Source organism: Enterobacter sp. Acro-832, from assembly GCF_011752745.1.
Lineage (GTDB): Bacteria > Pseudomonadota > Gammaproteobacteria > Enterobacterales > Enterobacteriaceae > Enterobacter > Enterobacter quasiroggenkampii.
The window spans coordinates 257,738-273,376 of the sequence record NZ_VWWX01000001.1; the positions used below are offsets into that span (position 1 = coordinate 257,738).

16 protein-coding genes are annotated in these 15,639 nt (G+C 58.9%); 12 read left to right on the top strand and 4 right to left on the bottom strand.

Translation table 11 applies throughout. The annotated features are described in order from the left end of the window. Positions 1 to 8: 8 nt before the first annotated feature. The gene (locus F3J31_RS01155) at positions 9 to 1,490 is read right to left on the bottom strand and encodes an alpha/beta hydrolase (RefSeq protein WP_167210791.1); all 1,482 of its coding nucleotides are present in this window, start codon (positions 1,488 to 1,490) and stop codon (positions 9 to 11) included. Between the two features lie 265 nt (positions 1,491 to 1,755). On the opposite strand from F3J31_RS01155, the gene F3J31_RS01160 reads away from it, so the two are divergent. From F3J31_RS01160 to F3J31_RS01190, 7 genes are read left to right on the top strand one after another with little or no spacing between them, the layout of a single operon-like run. Continuing rightward, a complete protein-coding gene (locus F3J31_RS01160; RefSeq protein ID WP_167210794.1) occupies positions 1,756 to 2,610 on the top strand; it encodes a MurR/RpiR family transcriptional regulator in 855 nt (284 codons plus the stop codon). 12 nt (positions 2,611 to 2,622) lie between these two features. Beyond that, on the top strand, positions 2,623 to 3,198 hold the full coding sequence (gene ddpX / locus F3J31_RS01165) for a D-alanyl-D-alanine dipeptidase (RefSeq protein WP_025911023.1): 576 nt from the start codon (positions 2,623 to 2,625) through the stop codon (positions 3,196 to 3,198). Between the two features lie 15 nt (positions 3,199 to 3,213). Next, entirely contained in the window at positions 3,214 to 4,746 is a 1,533-nt protein-coding gene (locus tag F3J31_RS01170; RefSeq protein ID WP_167210797.1) for an ABC transporter substrate-binding protein, read from the top strand. A gap of 22 nt (positions 4,747 to 4,768) precedes the next feature. Next, positions 4,769 to 5,791: an ABC transporter permease gene (locus F3J31_RS01175; protein ID WP_023619201.1), complete on the top strand. Its 1,023-nt coding sequence runs from the start codon at positions 4,769 to 4,771 to the stop codon at positions 5,789 to 5,791. Further along, entirely contained in the window at positions 5,788 to 6,681 is an 894-nt protein-coding gene (gene ddpC, locus F3J31_RS01180) for a D,D-dipeptide ABC transporter permease (RefSeq protein WP_167210800.1), read from the top strand. The genes F3J31_RS01175 and ddpC overlap by 4 nt, the downstream gene beginning before the upstream one ends. Beyond that, the gene (locus F3J31_RS01185) at positions 6,681 to 7,667 is read left to right on the top strand and encodes an ABC transporter ATP-binding protein (RefSeq protein WP_167210803.1); all 987 of its coding nucleotides are present in this window, start codon (positions 6,681 to 6,683) and stop codon (positions 7,665 to 7,667) included. Before ddpC ends, F3J31_RS01185 begins: the two co-directional genes overlap by 1 nt. After that, complete coding sequence (locus F3J31_RS01190; RefSeq protein ID WP_045908778.1) at positions 7,660 to 8,589, top strand: ABC transporter ATP-binding protein; 930 nt, start codon at positions 7,660 to 7,662, stop codon at positions 8,587 to 8,589. Before F3J31_RS01185 ends, F3J31_RS01190 begins: the two co-directional genes overlap by 8 nt. Here F3J31_RS01190 and F3J31_RS01195 read toward each other — a convergent pair. After that, positions 8,586 to 9,335, bottom strand: coding sequence for an SDR family oxidoreductase (locus F3J31_RS01195; RefSeq protein WP_167210806.1), 750 nt, complete (start codon positions 9,333 to 9,335; stop codon positions 8,586 to 8,588). The genes F3J31_RS01190 and F3J31_RS01195 overlap by 4 nt on opposite strands. 115 nt (positions 9,336 to 9,450) lie before the next feature. On the opposite strand from F3J31_RS01195, the gene F3J31_RS01200 reads away from it, so the two are divergent. Continuing rightward, entirely contained in the window at positions 9,451 to 10,356 is a 906-nt protein-coding gene (locus F3J31_RS01200; RefSeq protein WP_167210809.1) for a LysR family transcriptional regulator, read from the top strand. Between the two features lie 23 nt (positions 10,357 to 10,379). Here F3J31_RS01200 and F3J31_RS01205 read toward each other — a convergent pair whose 3' ends face one another. After that, on the bottom strand, positions 10,380 to 10,808 hold the full coding sequence (locus F3J31_RS01205) for an OsmC family protein (RefSeq protein WP_008501708.1): 429 nt from the start codon (positions 10,806 to 10,808) through the stop codon (positions 10,380 to 10,382). A gap of 75 nt (positions 10,809 to 10,883) precedes the next feature. Beyond that, complete coding sequence (locus F3J31_RS01210; RefSeq protein ID WP_167210812.1) at positions 10,884 to 11,765, bottom strand: LysR family transcriptional regulator; 882 nt, start codon at positions 11,763 to 11,765, stop codon at positions 10,884 to 10,886. A 110-nt stretch (positions 11,766 to 11,875) separates the two neighbouring features. On the opposite strand from F3J31_RS01210, the gene F3J31_RS01215 reads away from it, so the two are divergent. From F3J31_RS01215 to F3J31_RS01230, 4 genes are all read left to right on the top strand, one after another. After that, positions 11,876 to 12,727 carry a Vmh family MBL fold metallo-hydrolase gene (locus F3J31_RS01215; protein ID WP_048223329.1) on the top strand — a complete coding sequence of 284 codons (852 nt, stop codon included), beginning with the start codon at positions 11,876 to 11,878 and terminating at the stop codon, positions 12,725 to 12,727. Positions 12,728 to 12,959: 232 nt separating this feature from the next. Beyond that, positions 12,960 to 13,175 (top strand): biofilm-dependent modulation protein, encoded by a 216-nt coding sequence (gene bdm / locus F3J31_RS01220; RefSeq protein WP_013096534.1) that lies wholly within the window; start codon positions 12,960 to 12,962, stop codon positions 13,173 to 13,175. A gap of 95 nt (positions 13,176 to 13,270) precedes the next feature. Then, complete coding sequence (gene sra, locus F3J31_RS01225; RefSeq protein ID WP_008501714.1) at positions 13,271 to 13,408, top strand: stationary-phase-induced ribosome-associated protein; 138 nt, start codon at positions 13,271 to 13,273, stop codon at positions 13,406 to 13,408. A gap of 176 nt (positions 13,409 to 13,584) precedes the next feature. Continuing rightward, a complete protein-coding gene (locus tag F3J31_RS01230; protein WP_008501715.1) occupies positions 13,585 to 15,282 on the top strand; it encodes an NAD-dependent malic enzyme in 1,698 nt (565 codons plus the stop codon). Positions 15,283 to 15,639 lie beyond the last annotated feature (357 nt).

Genomic DNA, 15,639 nt, shown 5'->3' on the forward strand with positions numbered 1-15,639 from the left:
GGGGAACGTTACTTTTTCTCGTCCCCGATCCGGCTGTTAATCCTCTCCTGCATAAAGTCGTAAAACGGGTTCGAGGTGACCCGCATCAGCGCCTCTTTCCCGACGCTCAATACGGACGTTTCTCCCCAGAGCGCAATCGTCCCCAGGCTGATACCGTAGCGGTTTTTCACCCCAGGTTCGCGACCATAGAGATCGTCATCCGGCGGGAACGGCACCGCAACGTGCGACAGGGAATAGACATCCTGCGGCCAGGACTGGGCAAGCGGCACCACCGTCTCCTGCGTTCTGCCTGCCGGGGTTATTTTCGCCACCGTCGAGAAACTGTGCTCGCTGGCATTGGTGATAATCGTGACACCGTAACGTCTCTGTGCGACCGGCAGCAGCGCCGTGGTGGCCGTCCAGGACGACGGTTTGAAGAGCGGACGGAAGCTCGCCGCCTGGTTGATATCGAACATCACCAGTTCGCTGCCGTTTGCCGGAAGCTGGTCAAACAGGCCACTGACCACCGCGCGGGTACTGACCGTGGAGTCCATCACCGACTGGAACGCCAGCACCGGCGGCAAATTCGCCAGCCTGTTTTCCCGCGCCGCGCGGCCAATCTGCTCCTGCAGGGCCTTCGTCAGCAGCCACGACTGGCGGGCGGCGTTCACCGGGAACGAATTGTATTTATACGGATTATATTCCGGGGAGATATTCAGCCATGCCGCTTTGGCAAACGGCGGCAGCAGCGCCGGTAGCCCGGCGAAACCGGCGAACCGCGCAAAGGCCGTCACGCCAATCATCGGTGAGAGCAGGATCACCTGCTGCGGTTTACGCAGTGCAGGCGCGTCCAGCGCATCGAGGGCATATTTCATCGCCAGCGCCCCGCCGTTGGAGTAGCCCACCAGATGCAGAGGCACAGCCTCACCCGCCAGACGCGTGGCTTCCCGTACGGCAAGGCGCGTGGCCGCCAGCCACATTTCCCAGTCCACGTCCGTCAGCGCACCGGGCGCGGTGCCGTGTCCAGGAAGACGCGGGACCACGGCCACAAAGCCGTGCTGCTGATAGTTCACGGCAAGGCGCCTGACGCTGTAGGGCGAATCCGTCAGCCCGTGCAGCAGCACCACCGCGCCGCGGGGCTTTCCGTCCGGCATCAGCACAAAGGAGCGGTTGGCATCGGGGGCAAACTGACCCGGCCACACCAGGCTCTGGCGATAATAGCGGTTTAACGGGGTTTGTTCCTCGCCCGCTGTTTTCGCCGTCACCGCGTTATCCAGATCGGCGAAAATCGCCTTTTCCCGGGCGAGGTACCCGGCAAAATCGGCGTTATCCAACTCGCGAACGGACATCTCATCTGCCCGCCAGGTGTGCCACAGGTGCAGTTCCGGCCCCTGCTGCGAGAGATACACCCGCACCGCCAGCAGGACGACCAGGACGATCCCCACGACCATTCCTGTTTTCTTTGCAAGCGCGATCAGGCGCACGCTGACTCGCCAGGGCAAATTCGCCATGAGGGATCCCTTTTATGTTCTCAGTGCTTCTATCTTATCAAAAATGTGAACAGGCTGACGTATTCACCAAATTCATACCTGTCCGGTCAGCCAGTGCACCAAAAGTGAACTACGCTGCACAAATGTTGATCATTGGTTAACCAAATATTGCATGAAGTTTACTGCGCAGCGGGTTTTCGCCCTCCTGTGAACATGGCACGCGTCATGCATTGTTAACCAGGTAACACAATTTCGGCCATTGACAGCCTGTTAACAGCGAGGCGGTATGACGACGAAACCTGAGATGTTGAGCCGTATCGAAGCGACGTTCAGCCAGCTTACCCCCAGCGAGAAGCGGGTCGGGAGCTGGCTGCTGGCGCACGCCGCGCAAATCCCGTTTGAAACGGCGGAGAGCGTCGGGCTGGCGAGCGGGACCAGCGGGATCACCGTCGGACGCTTTCTGCGCAAGCTGGGGTATCGCAACCTGGAGGATGCCAAAAAAAGCCTGCGCGATCCGTATCAGCCCTGGGGCATGAACGAGCGCCTCGACTCCTGGCAGCAGCAGCGCCCCCTGCCCAACCGCCTTCAGCACGCCCTGTCACTGGAAGTGGATGCCATTACGCAGGTGTATCAGCTGGCGCAAACGGACGCTTTTCGTCAGGTGGTGCACCATCTGGCCCACGCGGACGCGGTTTTTGTGCTGGGGATCCAGTCCACGCGCGGGATCGCCAACGCCTTCTTCAGCCACCTTGAATACCTCCGCCCGCGGGTGAGCTACTCCGAAGGGGTATCCGGCAGTTGGGTGGAATCCCTGAATTCCGGGTTTGCGCACCCTTATGTCGTGCTGACCGATACGCGTACCTACTCCACGATGGCCCGACAGTACTGCCGCGTCGCGAGCGAGAAAGGCATTCCGCTGGCCTTAATCACCGATATCTGGTGCCCGTGGGCGCGGGATTATCCGATTGATTTACTACAGGTGAAAACCGATACCGGTCATTTCTGGGATTCACTTGCCCCTGTGAGCTGTCTGTTCAACCTGCTGCTGTCGGGTGTGGTGGAAGCGCTGGGTGATGCGCTCCCGGCGCGCCTGGCAGTAAACCGACAATTACAACAAGAGTTTGGTCAATTCGAACGCTAAAGGAGCGGAGCTATGCCCGTAGAGAGTGAACTGATTGATGTGGCGAAGACGTTCCCCACGCTGCATATCGATCTGAAGTACGCCACCGCCGACAATATTACCGGCCGCCCGATTTACCAGGAGGCGCTGTGCCTGCTGCATACCGACGCGGCCACCGCGCTGGCAAAAGCCATCAGCATTGCCACGCTGGCCGGACTGAAGCTGGTGGTCTACGACGCCTATCGGCCACAGCAGGCGCAGGCCCAGCTGTGGGAGGCCTGCCCGAACCCGGAATATGTTGTCGACGTGGCGATTGGCTCCAACCACAGTCGCGGCACGGCCATCGACGTGACCCTGATGGACGAGCATAACGCCGTGCTGGATATGGGCGCCGGTTTTGACGAAATGCATGACCGCTCGCATCCGTATCACCCTTCCGTGCCGCCCCACGCCCAGCGCAACCGTCTGCTGTTGAACGCCATCATGTTCGGCGGCGGTTTTGTCGGGATCGGCAGCGAATGGTGGCACTTCGAACTGCCGAACGCCGCCAGCTACCCGCTGCTTGATGACCGTTTTGCCTGTTTTCCCCTGACGCACACCCCTCTTTAAACCTGGAGCACTGCCATGAAAACATCGCTTCTCTCGACCGTCATTGCCGCCACGCTGGCCCTGAGTGCACCGCTGGCGCTGGCTGCCGTCCCGAAAGACATGCTGGTCATTGGTAAAGCCGCCGACCCACAAACGCTCGATCCGGCCATCACCATTGATAACAACGACTGGACCGTCACCTATCCGTCCTACCAGCGTCTGGTCAAGTACAAGCCAGGCTCAACCGAGGTGGAAGGCGATCTGTCGACGGGCTGGAAAGCCTCCGACGACCAGAAAGAGTGGACCTTCACCCTGGCGGATAACGCCAAATTCTCCGACGGTACGCCGGTCACCGCCGAGGCGGTCAAACTCTCCTTTGAACGCCTGCTGAAGCTCAGCCAGGGGCCGTCTGAAGCCTTTCCAAAAGATCTGAAAATTGATGCCGTTGATGACCATACGGTGAAATTCACCCTCAGCCAGCCGTTCGCGCCTTTCCTCTACACCCTGGCGAACGACGGCGCCTCCATCATTAACCCGACGGTGCTGAAGGCCAATGCTGCGGACGACGCGCGCGGCTATCTGGCGCAAAACACCGCTGGCTCCGGGCCGTTTATGCTGAAGAGCTGGCAGAAAGGCCAGCAGCTGGTGCTGGTGCCAAACCCGCACTGGTCGGGCGACAAGCCGCACTTCAAGCGCGTCTCGGTGAAAATTATCGGTGAGAGCGCGTCGCGCCGCCTGCAGCTTTCCCGCGGCGATCTGGACATTGCCGACTCCCTGCCGGTCGATCAGCTGTCGGCCCTGAAGCAGGAAGGGAAAGTCGCCGTCGCCGAATACCCGTCCCTGCGCGTGACCTATCTCTACCTCAACAACAGCAAAGCGCCGCTCAATCAGGTCGATTTACGCCGCGCGGTCTCCTGGGCGACGGACTATCAGGGGATGGTGAAAGGCATTCTGAGCGGCAACGGCAAGCAGATGCGCGGCCCGATCCCGGAAGGCATGTGGGGCTTTGACGCCACGGCCATGCAGTACAGCCTCGACGAGGCCAAAGCCAAAGCGGCCCTGGAGAAGGTTAAAGACAAGCCCGCCAGCCTGACCTTCCTCTACTCTGACAACGATCCGAACTGGGAGCCTATCGCGCTCTCAACGCAGGCCAGCCTTGGCAAGATCGGCATTAACGTCAAGCTGGAAAAACTGGCCAACGCCACCATGCGCGACCGCGTCGGCAAAGGCGATTACGACATCGCCATCGGCAACTGGAGCCCGGACTTTGCCGACCCGTACATGTTCATGAACTACTGGTTCGAATCGGACAAGAAAGGGCTGCCGGGCAACCGCTCGTTCTATGAGAACAAAGAGGTCGATTCCCTGCTGCAGGCCGCGCTGAAAACCACGGACCAGGCGGAACGCACCAAAGATTACCAGCAGGCGCAAAAGGTAGTCATCGACGAGGCGGCCTACGTTTATCTGTTCCAGAAGAATTACCAGCTGGCGATGAACAATGAGGTCAAAGGCTTCACCTTTAATCCGATGCTCGAGCAGGTGTTTAACATCGCCACCATGAGCAAGTAACCGTTTCGCCGGGGGAAAGTGTATGACGTTCTGGAGCATCGTGCGCCAGCGCTGCTGGGGGTTAGTCCTGGTGGTGGCCGGTGTCTGTATTATCACTTTTATTATTTCGCATCTGATCCCCGGCGATCCGGCCCGTCTGCTGGCCGGCGACCGCGCCAGCGACGACATCGTGCAGAACATCCGCCAGCAGCTGGGGCTGGATCAGCCACTGTACGTTCAGTTTGGCCGTTACGTGGACGCCCTGGCCCACGGTGATTTAGGCACCTCCATCCGGACCGGCCGTCCGGTTGCGGAAGACCTGAAGGCTTTTTTCCCCGCCACGCTGGAGCTGGCCTTTTGTTCCTTGCTGCTGGCGCTGGTCATCGGCGTGCCGCTGGGGATTTTGTCGGCGGTATACCGCAACCGCTGGCTGGATCACCTGGTACGTTTAATGGCGATGACCGGGATCTCCACCCCGGCCTTCTGGCTTGGGCTGGGCGTCATTGTCCTGTTCTACGGGCACCTGCAGATCCTGCCGGGCGGCGGCAGGCTGGACGACTGGCTCGACCCACCTGCCCACGTCACCGGCTTTTATCTGCTGGATGCCCTGCTGGAAGGTAACGGAGAGGTCTTTTTCAATGCGCTGCAGCACCTGATTTTGCCCTCGCTGACGCTGGCGTTTGTTCACCTGGGCATCGTGGCGCGTCAGGTCCGTTCCGCGATGCTGGAGCAGCTTAGCGAAGACTACATTCGCACCGCCCGCGCCAGCGGCCTGCCCGGCTGGTATATCGTCCTGCGCTACGCCCTGCCGAATGCGATGATCCCGTCGATTACCGTGCTCGGGCTGGCGCTGGGCGACCTGCTGTACGGCGCCGTGCTGACCGAAACCGTCTTTGCCTGGCCGGGCATGGGGGCCTGGGTGGTGACATCCATTCAGGCGCTCGATTTCCCTGCCGTGATGGGCTTTGCCGTCGTTGTTTCGCTGGCCTACGTGCTGGTTAATCTGGTGGTCGATCTGCTTTACCTGTGGATTGACCCGCGAATTGGGCGCGGAGGTGCCGAATGATGTTAACGCAGGAAACGCCCGTCCCGGTTAAACCCGTCAGACAACGCATCAACTGGGCAAAGCTGTTCTGGATGCTGCGTCAAAGCCCGCTCACGATCGTTGGCGGCGTCATTATGCTTGTGATGCTTTTCATTATGGTGGCCGCACCGTGGATCGTGCCGCACGACCCGAACGCGCTGGATCTGACCGCGCGCCTGCAGGCGCCGTCTGCGCAGCACTGGTTTGGTACCGACGAGGTGGGCCGCGATCTGTTCAGCCGCGTGCTGGCGGGCAGCCAGCAGTCCATTACCGCCGGACTGGCGGTGGTGGTGATTGCGGGCGGCATCGGTTCGCTGCTGGGCTGTCTGTCCGGCGTGCTGGGCGGGCGCGGCGACGCCGTCATCATGCGGGTGATGGACATTATGCTCTCGATACCTTCTCTGGTGCTGACCATGGCGCTGGCCGCCGCGCTCGGGCCGAGCCTGTTTAACGCCATGCTGGCGATTGCGATTGTCCGCATTCCGTTTTACGTCCGCCTGGCACGCGGCCAAACTCTGGTGGTGCGCCAGTTTACCTACGTGCAGGCCGCCCGCACCTTTGGCGGCTCCCGCTGGCATTTGATCCGCTGGCACATCCTGCGCAACGCCCTGCCGCCGCTGATTGTGCAGGCGTCGCTGGACATCGGCAGCGCCATCCTGATGGCCGCCACGCTGGGGTTTATTGGCCTGGGGGCGCAGCAGCCGACCGCCGAATGGGGAGCGATGGTGGCCGTCGGCCGTAACTACGTTCTGGACCAGTGGTGGTACTGCGCGTTTCCCGGTGCGGCGATTTTGATAACCGCCGTGGGCTTTAACCTGTTTGGCGACGGTATCCGCGATCTGCTGGACCCGAAATCGGGAGGTAAACAGTGATGACCGATCCGGTACTCAAGATTGAAGACCTGCATCTGAGCTTCCCGATTTTCCGCGGCGAGGTCCACGCGCTGAACCACGTCTCGCTGGAGATCGGCAGGGGTGAAATTGTCGGCGTGGTGGGCGAATCCGGTTCGGGTAAATCGGTGACAGCCATGCTCGCCATGCGGCTGCTGCCGGAAGGCAGCTACCGTATTCATCATGGTCAGGTGAAATTACTCGGCGAAAATGTCCTGACGGCGTCCGAGAAACAGCTTCGCCAGTGGCGCGGTGCAAAGGTCGCGATGATTTTTCAGGAGCCCATGACCGCCCTCAACCCGACGCGGCGAATTGGCAAACAGATGGTCGAGGTGATCCGCCAGCATCAGCCGCTTTCCCGGCATGAGGCGCAGCAGAAGGCGATTACCCTGCTGGAAGAGATGCAAATCCCGGATGCGAAAGCGGTCATGGCGCGCTATCCGTTTGAGCTGTCCGGCGGGATGCGCCAGCGGGTGATGATCGCCCTTGCCTTCTCCTGCGAGCCGGAGCTGATTATCGCCGACGAACCGACCACCGCGCTGGACGTCACCGTCCAGCTGCAGGTGCTGCGCCTGCTGAAGCACAAGGCACGGGCCAGCGGCACCTCGGTGCTGTTTATCAGCCACGATATGGCCGTGGTGTCCCAGCTCTGCGACAGAATGTACGTGATGTATGCGGGCAGCGTGATCGAGAGCGGTGCCACGCAAACGCTGATCCACCAGCCTGTACATCCCTATTCCATTGGCCTGCTACAGTGCGCGCCCGAAAACGGCCAGCCGCGCGCCCCGCTTCCCGCCATCCCCGGCACGGTCCCCAACCTCAGCCAGCTTCCGCAGGGATGCGCGTTCCGCGAGCGCTGCTTTGCCGCCGGGGCGAAATGCAGTGAAACGCCGCGCTTACAGCCCCATGGCGCAGAGGGCCAACAGGCTGCCTGCTGGTATCCACAACGGGAGAAAGCCCATGTCTGATGTACTGCTGGAACTGGATAGCGTGCACGTCAATTTTGCGGCACGTAAAAACTGGCTGGGCCGCGTGACGGAACAGGTGCATGCCCTCAACGGGCTCGACCTTGAGATCCGTCGGGGAGAGACGCTTGGCATTGTCGGGGAGTCCGGCTGCGGGAAAAGCACGCTTGCCCAGCTGCTGATGGGCATGCTTAAGCCCAGCACTGGCGCCTGCCAGCGGGCGCACCACGCGGGCGGCATGCAGATGGTGTTTCAGGATCCGCTCTCTTCGCTCGACCCGCGCCTGCCGGTCTGGCGCATTATCACCGAGCCGGTGTGGGTACAAAAGCGCAGCAGCGAGCGCGAACGCCGTCAGCTGGCTGAAAACCTGGCGCTGCAGGTGGGCATTCGCCCGGAGTATCTCGACCGGCTTCCGCACGCCTTCTCCGGCGGACAGCGCCAGCGCATTGCCATCGCCCGGGCGCTCTCGTCCGATCCGGATATCATCGTGCTCGATGAACCCACCAGCGCGCTGGATATCTCCGTGCAGGCGCAGATCCTCAACCTGCTGGTGACCCTGCAACAGCAGCGTAATCTGACCTACGTGTTGATCTCACATAACGTCTCGGTGGTCAGACACATGAGCGACCGCGTGGCGGTGATGTACCTTGGGCAGATTGTGGAGCTGGGCAGCGCCGCTCAGGTACTTGGGGAGCCGCGCCATCCTTACACCCGTCTGCTGCTCGATTCGGTTCCCCGCACCGGTGAACCGCTGGATGAGACGCTGGCCTTACGCAAAACGGAGCTTCCCGGCAACCGTCATCTGCCCGAAGGCTGTTTTTTCCGTGACCGATGCCCGATGGCCGCGCAGGGGTGCGAACGTCCTCAGCCGTTACAGCCCTCTCGCGAGGGCCGTGACGTCCGCTGCTGGCGCAGTCTGGGTTAAATTTGCGCCATCCCACCGTCCACGAACAGCTCGGTGGCGTTAATAAAGCTGGCCGCGTCGGAGGCCAGAAACGCCACCGCTTTACCCACCTCACCCGGCGCGCCTAAACGGCCGAGCGGCACCTGTGCGACCAGCGCGTCGTACAGCCCCTGACGATGTTCTTCCGGCACCAGATCGCCGAGGCCAGGGGTTTTGATCGGGCCTGGGCTGACCACGTTGACACGGATCCCACGGCCCTGCAAATCCAGCGCCCAGGAGCGGGCAAAGTTGCGCACGGCGGCTTTGCTGGCGCTGTAGACGCTAAAGTTTGCCGTCCCCTTAATGGACACCGTCGAGCCGGTCAGAATAATCGAGGATCCGGCGGACAGTAGCGGCAGCGCCTTCTGTACCGTAAACAGCACCCCGCGGACGTTGGTGCCGAAAATCCGGTCAAACTGCTCTTCGGTTATCGCGCCCAGCGGCAGCATATCGCCGCCACCCGCATTGGCGAACAGAATATCGAGGCGGCCTTCTTCTTTGGCTATCCGGGCATAGACCTCGTCCAGGTCCGCCAGTTTTGACACGTCAGCGCGAATGCCCACTGCCGTTGAAGCGATTTCAGCCACCGCCGCGTCCAGCTCGGCCTGACGTCGTCCGGTGATGTACACCTTCGCGCCTTGTGCAGCAAGCTCCTGCGCCGTGGCAAGACCGATGCCGGTGCTGCCGCCGGTGACCAGTGCGATTTTTCCTGAGAGAGTCGTGTTCATGTCATTTACCTTTTGTTGGGTTTGCGTTGGACAAACTTTAGCCCTTGCGGTATTAGTGAAAAACCGGCAAAAATGAAAATGACTATTCACACACAGAAATAATCAGGGGGGCCTAATGGACCAGCTAATGGCGATGCGCGCGTTTACCCGGGTGGTGGAAACCGGCAGCTTTACCCGCGCGGCGGACTCGCTGAACATGCCCATTGCCACCCTGAGCAAGCTGGTGAAAGCGCTTGAGGCGCATCTTGAGATACGTCTCCTGCACCGGACGACTCGCCGGGTGGTCGCGACGCCGGAAGGGGCGGATTACTATGAAAAAGCGCTCAGGGTCTTGATAGATATCGAAGATATCGACACCGCGTTTCGCGTTTCCCGCGCGACGCCCAAAGGGCATTTGCGGGTTGACGTGGGCGGCTCCACCGCTCGGGACGTGCTTATTCCCCTGCTGCCGGATTTTATGCAGCGTTATCCGGAAATCCGCATCGATCTTGGGGTAGCCGATCGTCCGGTGGATCTTATCAGCGGTAACGTAGACTGCGTCATCCGCGGCGGCCCGCTGAACGACTCGACCCTCATCGCCCGCCATATTGGCAACGCCGAAATGGTTACCTGCGCGACGCCGGGTTACCTGAAAAACCATGGCGTTCCGGCCTATCCGCAGGAGCTGTGCAACGGCCACAAGCTCATTAGCTACCTCTCGCCCGTCACCGGGCGGGCATTTCCGTTTCGCTTCAGAGAGAACGGCGAGACGCTGGAAATCAATATTCCGCATTATCTCGCCGTAAACGAAAGTAATGCCCATCTGGCGGCTGCCGCAGCGGGATTGGGGATCGTTCAGACGTTTGAGTATTCGGCAAATGCGTATTTACAGGCGGGTACGCTGACGGCGATCCTGAGCGACTGGCGCCCTGCCGCCTATCCGTTTCATGTGGTTTACCCTCAGAACCGGCATCTAACGCACCGTCTTAAGGTGTTTATTGCGTGGCTGGCGGAAGTGTTTCCCGCCGCACTAAAGGGATAGCCGGGCGCAAACCCGGCAGGGAGTTAATTTAGCGTGTAGTCCAGGGTAATCTCGGCTTTCAGAAGCTGCGAAACCGGGCAGCCCGCTTTCGCTTTCTGAATGATACCGTCGAACTGCTGTGGGGCGATGCCCGGGACGGTCACCTTGCTTTTCAGGGCAACCTTCGTAATCGCAAAGCCGCCGTCGGTTTTATCCAGAGAGACGTCCGCGGTGGTATCAATAGCGTCAGCGGTATAGCCCGCTTCTCCGAGCATCAGCGACAGCGCCATCGAAAAACAGGCCGCATGTGCCGCGCCGATCAGCTCTTCCGGGTTGGTCCCCTTTTCACCCTCAAAGCGGGTATTGAAACCATAAGGCTGCTGATTGAGAACGCCGCTCTCGGTGGAAACCGTCCCTTTACCGCGCTTAATGTCGCCAGACCAGTGTGCCGAACCGTGCTTATGAATAGTCATTCTTGCTCTCCTTTTGGCTTACAAAGGGTTAAGTATAGAAGGCTGTCCGGATTTTGCGGGCAAGACAGACGAGTCTTAGTCACTGAGTAAATGGTGCGCCAGCGCGTCGAGGAACACCCGCAGCGCGGCAGGCTGGTATTCCCGGGACTGATAAATGCCATGGATGGCCAGCGGTTTCGGCTCCAGCGTCTCCAGTACCGGCACCAGTATTCCCTGCGCCAGCGCGGCACGCGCTTCGCGCTCCGGCAGCATGGCAATACCACAGTGCTTAATCGCCGCATCCATCAGCAGCGAAGAGATGCTGGCGCTCAGGTTGCCGCTGACGGCCACGCTCAGGCTCTCGCCTTCCGGCGTCAGGAAGTGCCAGGACTGCCCGGCAAAAAAGCTGTAGTGCAGGCAGTTATGCCGGGCTAATTCTTCGGGGCTGAAGGGCGTGCCGTGCTGCGCCAGATAGTCCGGCGAGGCGCAGAGCACCGAGCGACACTCCCCCAGCCTGCGGGCAATCATGCCGGGTTCGGGGTTGTCGGTAATGCGCACGGCGACGTCAATGCGTTCTCCCACCAGGCTGACCGGATGGTTGTTCACATCCAGTTCGATGCGCAGCTGCGGGTAGCGCGAGAGCAGACCGGGCAGTACCGGCGCAATCAGGTGCATCGCGGTAAAGTGCGCGCAGGCCACCCGCAGGGTACCTGACGGGAGATCTTTCTCTGACTGGCCTTCAATTTCCTGCGAAATCTGCGAGAGCGTCCGCGTTTTTTGCAGCACCTTTTCCCCTGCCGCAGTCAGCGTCAGCTTGCGCGTGGAGCGGTTTACCAGACGCGTCCCCGCCCACTTTTCCATCTGTTCAAGGTAGCGGCTCACCATCGGTCGGGAAATACCCAGCGCGCGGGCCGCCGCGCTCAAACTTCCCAGCTCGCATATCCGGTTGTAAACCTGAGCGGCAATAACGCGATCCATATCAACTCCATCTGCTCGATTTATGAAACTAAGCATGTCCTGTTTCAGGAATTCTGGCAAATGCGAATATCCGTACAATAGAGACATTCCTGAACAACAGAGACAACAGCATGAAATTCACCCACATAGCCCTGCTTTCCACGCTTTTCACGCCGGCTGTTTTTGCCGCACCGTTGAGCATTGATACCTATAACCCGCAGGAGAAAGGCATTTTCGCGGTCTCCTCCACGCTGGTTTCCGGCCCGAAAGAAGCGGTGCTGTTTGACGCGCAGTTTAGCGTGAAGGATGGCGAAGCGCTGGTAGAGAAAATTCGTCAAAGCGGTAAGACCCTGAACAAGATTGTGATCACCTCCGGCGATCCGGATTTCTATTTTGGCCTGCAGCCGCTGGTCAAAGCCTTCCCGAACGCCAAAGTGGTGGCCACGCAGCATGTGGTTGACCACATCAAGGCTACCAAAGACGCCAAGCTCGCCTTCTGGGGTCCGCAGATGAAAGACGGTGCGCCAACCGAGCTGGTCGTCCCGCAGGTGCTCGCCTCCACCACGTTTATGGTGGACGGGGAAAAGATCGATATCGAACAGCCTGACAGCTACGCGGCCTATGTGTGGATCCCGTCAGCGAAAACCATCCTCGGCGGTACCGGGGTAGCCTGGGGGATTCACGTCTGGACGGCAGACACCCAGACAGCGGAAAGCCGTAAGCAGTGGCAGGAAACGCTGGTGAATATGGCGGCGCACAAACCTGAGCGCGTGATCCCGGGTCACTATCTGGGCACCCCGCCAGCCGGGACGGGGGCGATTGATTTTACCCGTGACTATCTCCAGCGCTTTGAAAAAGCCTTATCCGTTCATAAAGATTCTGCAGGCGTCATCAGCACCCTGAAAAAACAGTATCCGAACCTGGCTGAAGAGAGCTCGCTGGAATTAAGCGCAAAGGTGAATACCGGCGAAATGAAGTGGTAATGTAAACTCTGCTCCTGCTATATTTTCGTGATAGCAGGAGCACCGTCATAATATCCTCTCAACGCCACGTCAATTTACCCCCACATTTCAAAAGCACACAAAAGCATACACTTATGTCATTTTTATTTCTAAGATGAATCTGAGCCACAACCGGGAAAATATTTGCCATTCTGTTTATGAATTAAATTTTTTGCGAGCCGTACCATTAAACAGACAACGACACGGAGGCAGCATGTTTACTTATTACCCGGCAAATACCGCAGCAGCACAACCTGAACTCGTTAACGCGATTGCACAGGGTCTTCACGCCGAGCACGGTGCTGTGACTGAAGATGACATTTTGATGGAACTGACCAAGTGGGTGGAATCCACAGATAATGACATCCTCAGTGACATCTACCAGCAGACCATTAACTACGTCGTCAGCGGGCAAAACGCACCCTTGTAAAAACCTGCTAAGCTGGATCTGCAACCTAAGGGGTTACATTTCGTTTGCGTAAGCAAACTGGTCCTTAAAACTATCAACAGGATTGAGGAGTTAATATGAAATCGAACCGTCAGGCACGCCATATTCTGGGACTGAACTACAAGCTTTCTAATCAGCGTAAAGTGGTGATTGAAGGCGACCATGAAACCCAAGTCACTCACGCTACCGGCAGAAAACGCCACGCCGGCAAGTAAGTTCCAGACTGAGATCCAGAACACCATCGGTAATCCCGATGGTGTTTTTGTTTATGTGTTGCGGTAATTAATATTTAGCTCCTTTATAATACCGCCGGACCGCACCCCATCGCACAGGCCAGAAAGATGACAAACAGCAGTGTCAGGGACGGATCTTCATAAAAAGAGTGAGTGACATGGACAACAAACTGAAAAAACATCGTTCCTTATACATCCCATACGCCGGACCGGTTTTACTCGAATTCCCCCTGCTCAACAAAGGCAGCGCCTTCAGCATGGAAGAGCGCAGCAGCTTTAACCTGCTGGGTTTACTGCCCGAAGTGGTTGAAACCATTGAAGAACAGGCAGAGCGCGCATGGATCCAGTACCAGGGTTTCAAAACTGAAATCGACAAACACATCTACCTGCGCAACATTCAGGACACCAACGAAACCCTCTTCTATCGCCTGGTACAAAACCATCTTGAAGAGATGATGCCGGTGATCTACACCCCGACGGTGGGTGCCGCCTGCGAGCGTTTCTCCGAGATCTACCGTCGCTCCCGCGGGGTATTCATCTCTTATCAGAACCGTCATAACATGGACGATATTCTGCAGAACGTGCCTAACCACAATATCAAAGTGATTGTGGTGACCGACGGCGAACGTATTCTCGGCCTCGGCGACCAGGGGATTGGCGGGATGGGGATCCCAATCGGTAAGCTCTCTCTCTACACCGCCTGCGGCGGCATCAGCCCGGCGTATACCCTGCCGGTAGTACTGGACGTCGGCACCAACAACCAGCAGCTGCTCAACGATCCGCTCTATATGGGCTGGCGTCATCCGCGTATTACCGACGACGAGTACTATCAGTTTGTCGACGACTTCATCCAGGCCGTGAAGCACCGCTGGCCGGACGTGCTGCTGCAGTTTGAAGACTTTGCGCAGAAAAACGCGATGCCGCTTCTGAACCGCTATCGCGATGAGATCTGCTCCTTTAACGACGATATCCAGGGCACCGCAGCCGTCACGGTGGGTACGCTTATCGCCGCCAGCCGTGCAGCGGGAAGCCAGCTGAGCTACCAGAAAATCGTCTTCCTTGGCGCAGGCTCCGCAGGCTGCGGTATTGCCGAGCAGATTATCGCCCAGACGCAGCGCGAAGGCTTAAGCGAAGAGCTGGCCCGCTCCCGCGTCTTTATGGTGGACCGTTTCGGCCTGCTGACCGACGGCATGCCGAACCTTCTGCCATTCCAGACGAAGCTGGTGCAGAAACGCGAAAACCTGAAAAACTGGGATACCGACAACGAAGTCCTTTCCCTGCTGGACGTGGTGCGCAACGTGAAGCCGGATATTCTGATCGGCGTTTCCGGGCAAACCGGTCTCTTCACTGAAGAGATTATTCGCGAGATGCACAAGCACTGCGAGCGCCCTATCGTGATGCCGCTGTCTAACCCGACTTCCCGCGTGGAGGCGACGCCGCAGGACATCATCGCCTGGACCGAAGGTAACGCGCTGGTTGCGACCGGCAGCCCGTTCGATCCGGTGGTGTGGAAGGATAAAACCTATCCGATTGCCCAGTGCAACAACTCTTACATCTTCCCGGGCATTGGTTTGGGGGTGATTGCCTCCGGCGCGTCCCGCATCACCGACGAAATGCTGATGTCGGCGAGCGAGACCCTGGCGGGCCACTCGCCGCTGGTCAACGACGGCGAAGGTCTGGTTCTGCCTGAGCTGAAGGACATTCACAAGGTGTCGCGCGCTATCGCATTTGCGGTGGGTAAAATGGCGCAGCAGCAGGGCGTGGCGGTGAAAACCTCTGCCGACGCGCTGCAGCAGGCCATCGACGACAACTTCTGGAAGCCTGAATACCGCAGCTATCGCCGTACGTCGATTTAATCCGCTCCGCCCGGTGGCGCTTCGCTTACCGGGCCTACGGGCTGGCTGTTTTCCCTCTCCCTGTGGGAGAGGGTCAGGGTGAGGGCAACAAACCGCACCATCGAATACCCACTAGCCAAACCCCTTTTCCCCCGCTACACTCCTTTCATCCATTAACCCACTGAATATATAAGGAGGCCAATTATGCTGTATCGTGAAATTTTCAATGTTTCACATACATTTGGTGATCGCACCAGCTCAAGCGTTATCGGTATCGTGCTGCGATAACTTCTGCTTGAGCGAAGACACCAACCCCTGAAATCCCTTCTCTCGGGCTTACTGAGTTATCGTCAGCGATGTTTGACGAGGCATAAACAT

What these genes read in the sequence shown, in the direction of transcription:
- F3J31_RS01155 (WP_167210791.1), bottom strand. Translation starts at nt 1,490, where the DNA reads ATGGCGAATTTGCCCTGGCGAGTCAGCGTGCGCCTGATCGCGCTTGCA.
- F3J31_RS01160 (WP_167210794.1), top strand. Translation starts at nt 1,756, where the DNA reads ATGACGACGAAACCTGAGATGTTGAGCCGTATCGAAGCGACGTTCAGC.
- ddpX (WP_025911023.1), top strand. Translation starts at nt 2,623, where the DNA reads ATGCCCGTAGAGAGTGAACTGATTGATGTGGCGAAGACGTTCCCCACG.
- F3J31_RS01170 (WP_167210797.1), top strand. Translation starts at nt 3,214, where the DNA reads ATGAAAACATCGCTTCTCTCGACCGTCATTGCCGCCACGCTGGCCCTG.
- F3J31_RS01175 (WP_023619201.1), top strand. Translation starts at nt 4,769, where the DNA reads ATGACGTTCTGGAGCATCGTGCGCCAGCGCTGCTGGGGGTTAGTCCTG.
- ddpC (WP_167210800.1), top strand. Translation starts at nt 5,788, where the DNA reads ATGATGTTAACGCAGGAAACGCCCGTCCCGGTTAAACCCGTCAGACAA.
- F3J31_RS01185 (WP_167210803.1), top strand. Translation starts at nt 6,681, where the DNA reads ATGACCGATCCGGTACTCAAGATTGAAGACCTGCATCTGAGCTTCCCG.
- F3J31_RS01190 (WP_045908778.1), top strand. Translation starts at nt 7,660, where the DNA reads ATGTCTGATGTACTGCTGGAACTGGATAGCGTGCACGTCAATTTTGCG.
- F3J31_RS01195 (WP_167210806.1), bottom strand. Translation starts at nt 9,335, where the DNA reads ATGAACACGACTCTCTCAGGAAAAATCGCACTGGTCACCGGCGGCAGC.
- F3J31_RS01200 (WP_167210809.1), top strand. Translation starts at nt 9,451, where the DNA reads ATGGACCAGCTAATGGCGATGCGCGCGTTTACCCGGGTGGTGGAAACC.
- F3J31_RS01205 (WP_008501708.1), bottom strand. Translation starts at nt 10,808, where the DNA reads ATGACTATTCATAAGCACGGTTCGGCACACTGGTCTGGCGACATTAAG.
- F3J31_RS01210 (WP_167210812.1), bottom strand. Translation starts at nt 11,765, where the DNA reads ATGGATCGCGTTATTGCCGCTCAGGTTTACAACCGGATATGCGAGCTG.
- F3J31_RS01215 (WP_048223329.1), top strand. Translation starts at nt 11,876, where the DNA reads ATGAAATTCACCCACATAGCCCTGCTTTCCACGCTTTTCACGCCGGCT.
- bdm (WP_013096534.1), top strand. Translation starts at nt 12,960, where the DNA reads ATGTTTACTTATTACCCGGCAAATACCGCAGCAGCACAACCTGAACTC.
- sra (WP_008501714.1), top strand. Translation starts at nt 13,271, where the DNA reads ATGAAATCGAACCGTCAGGCACGCCATATTCTGGGACTGAACTACAAG.
- F3J31_RS01230 (WP_008501715.1), top strand. Translation starts at nt 13,585, where the DNA reads ATGGACAACAAACTGAAAAAACATCGTTCCTTATACATCCCATACGCC.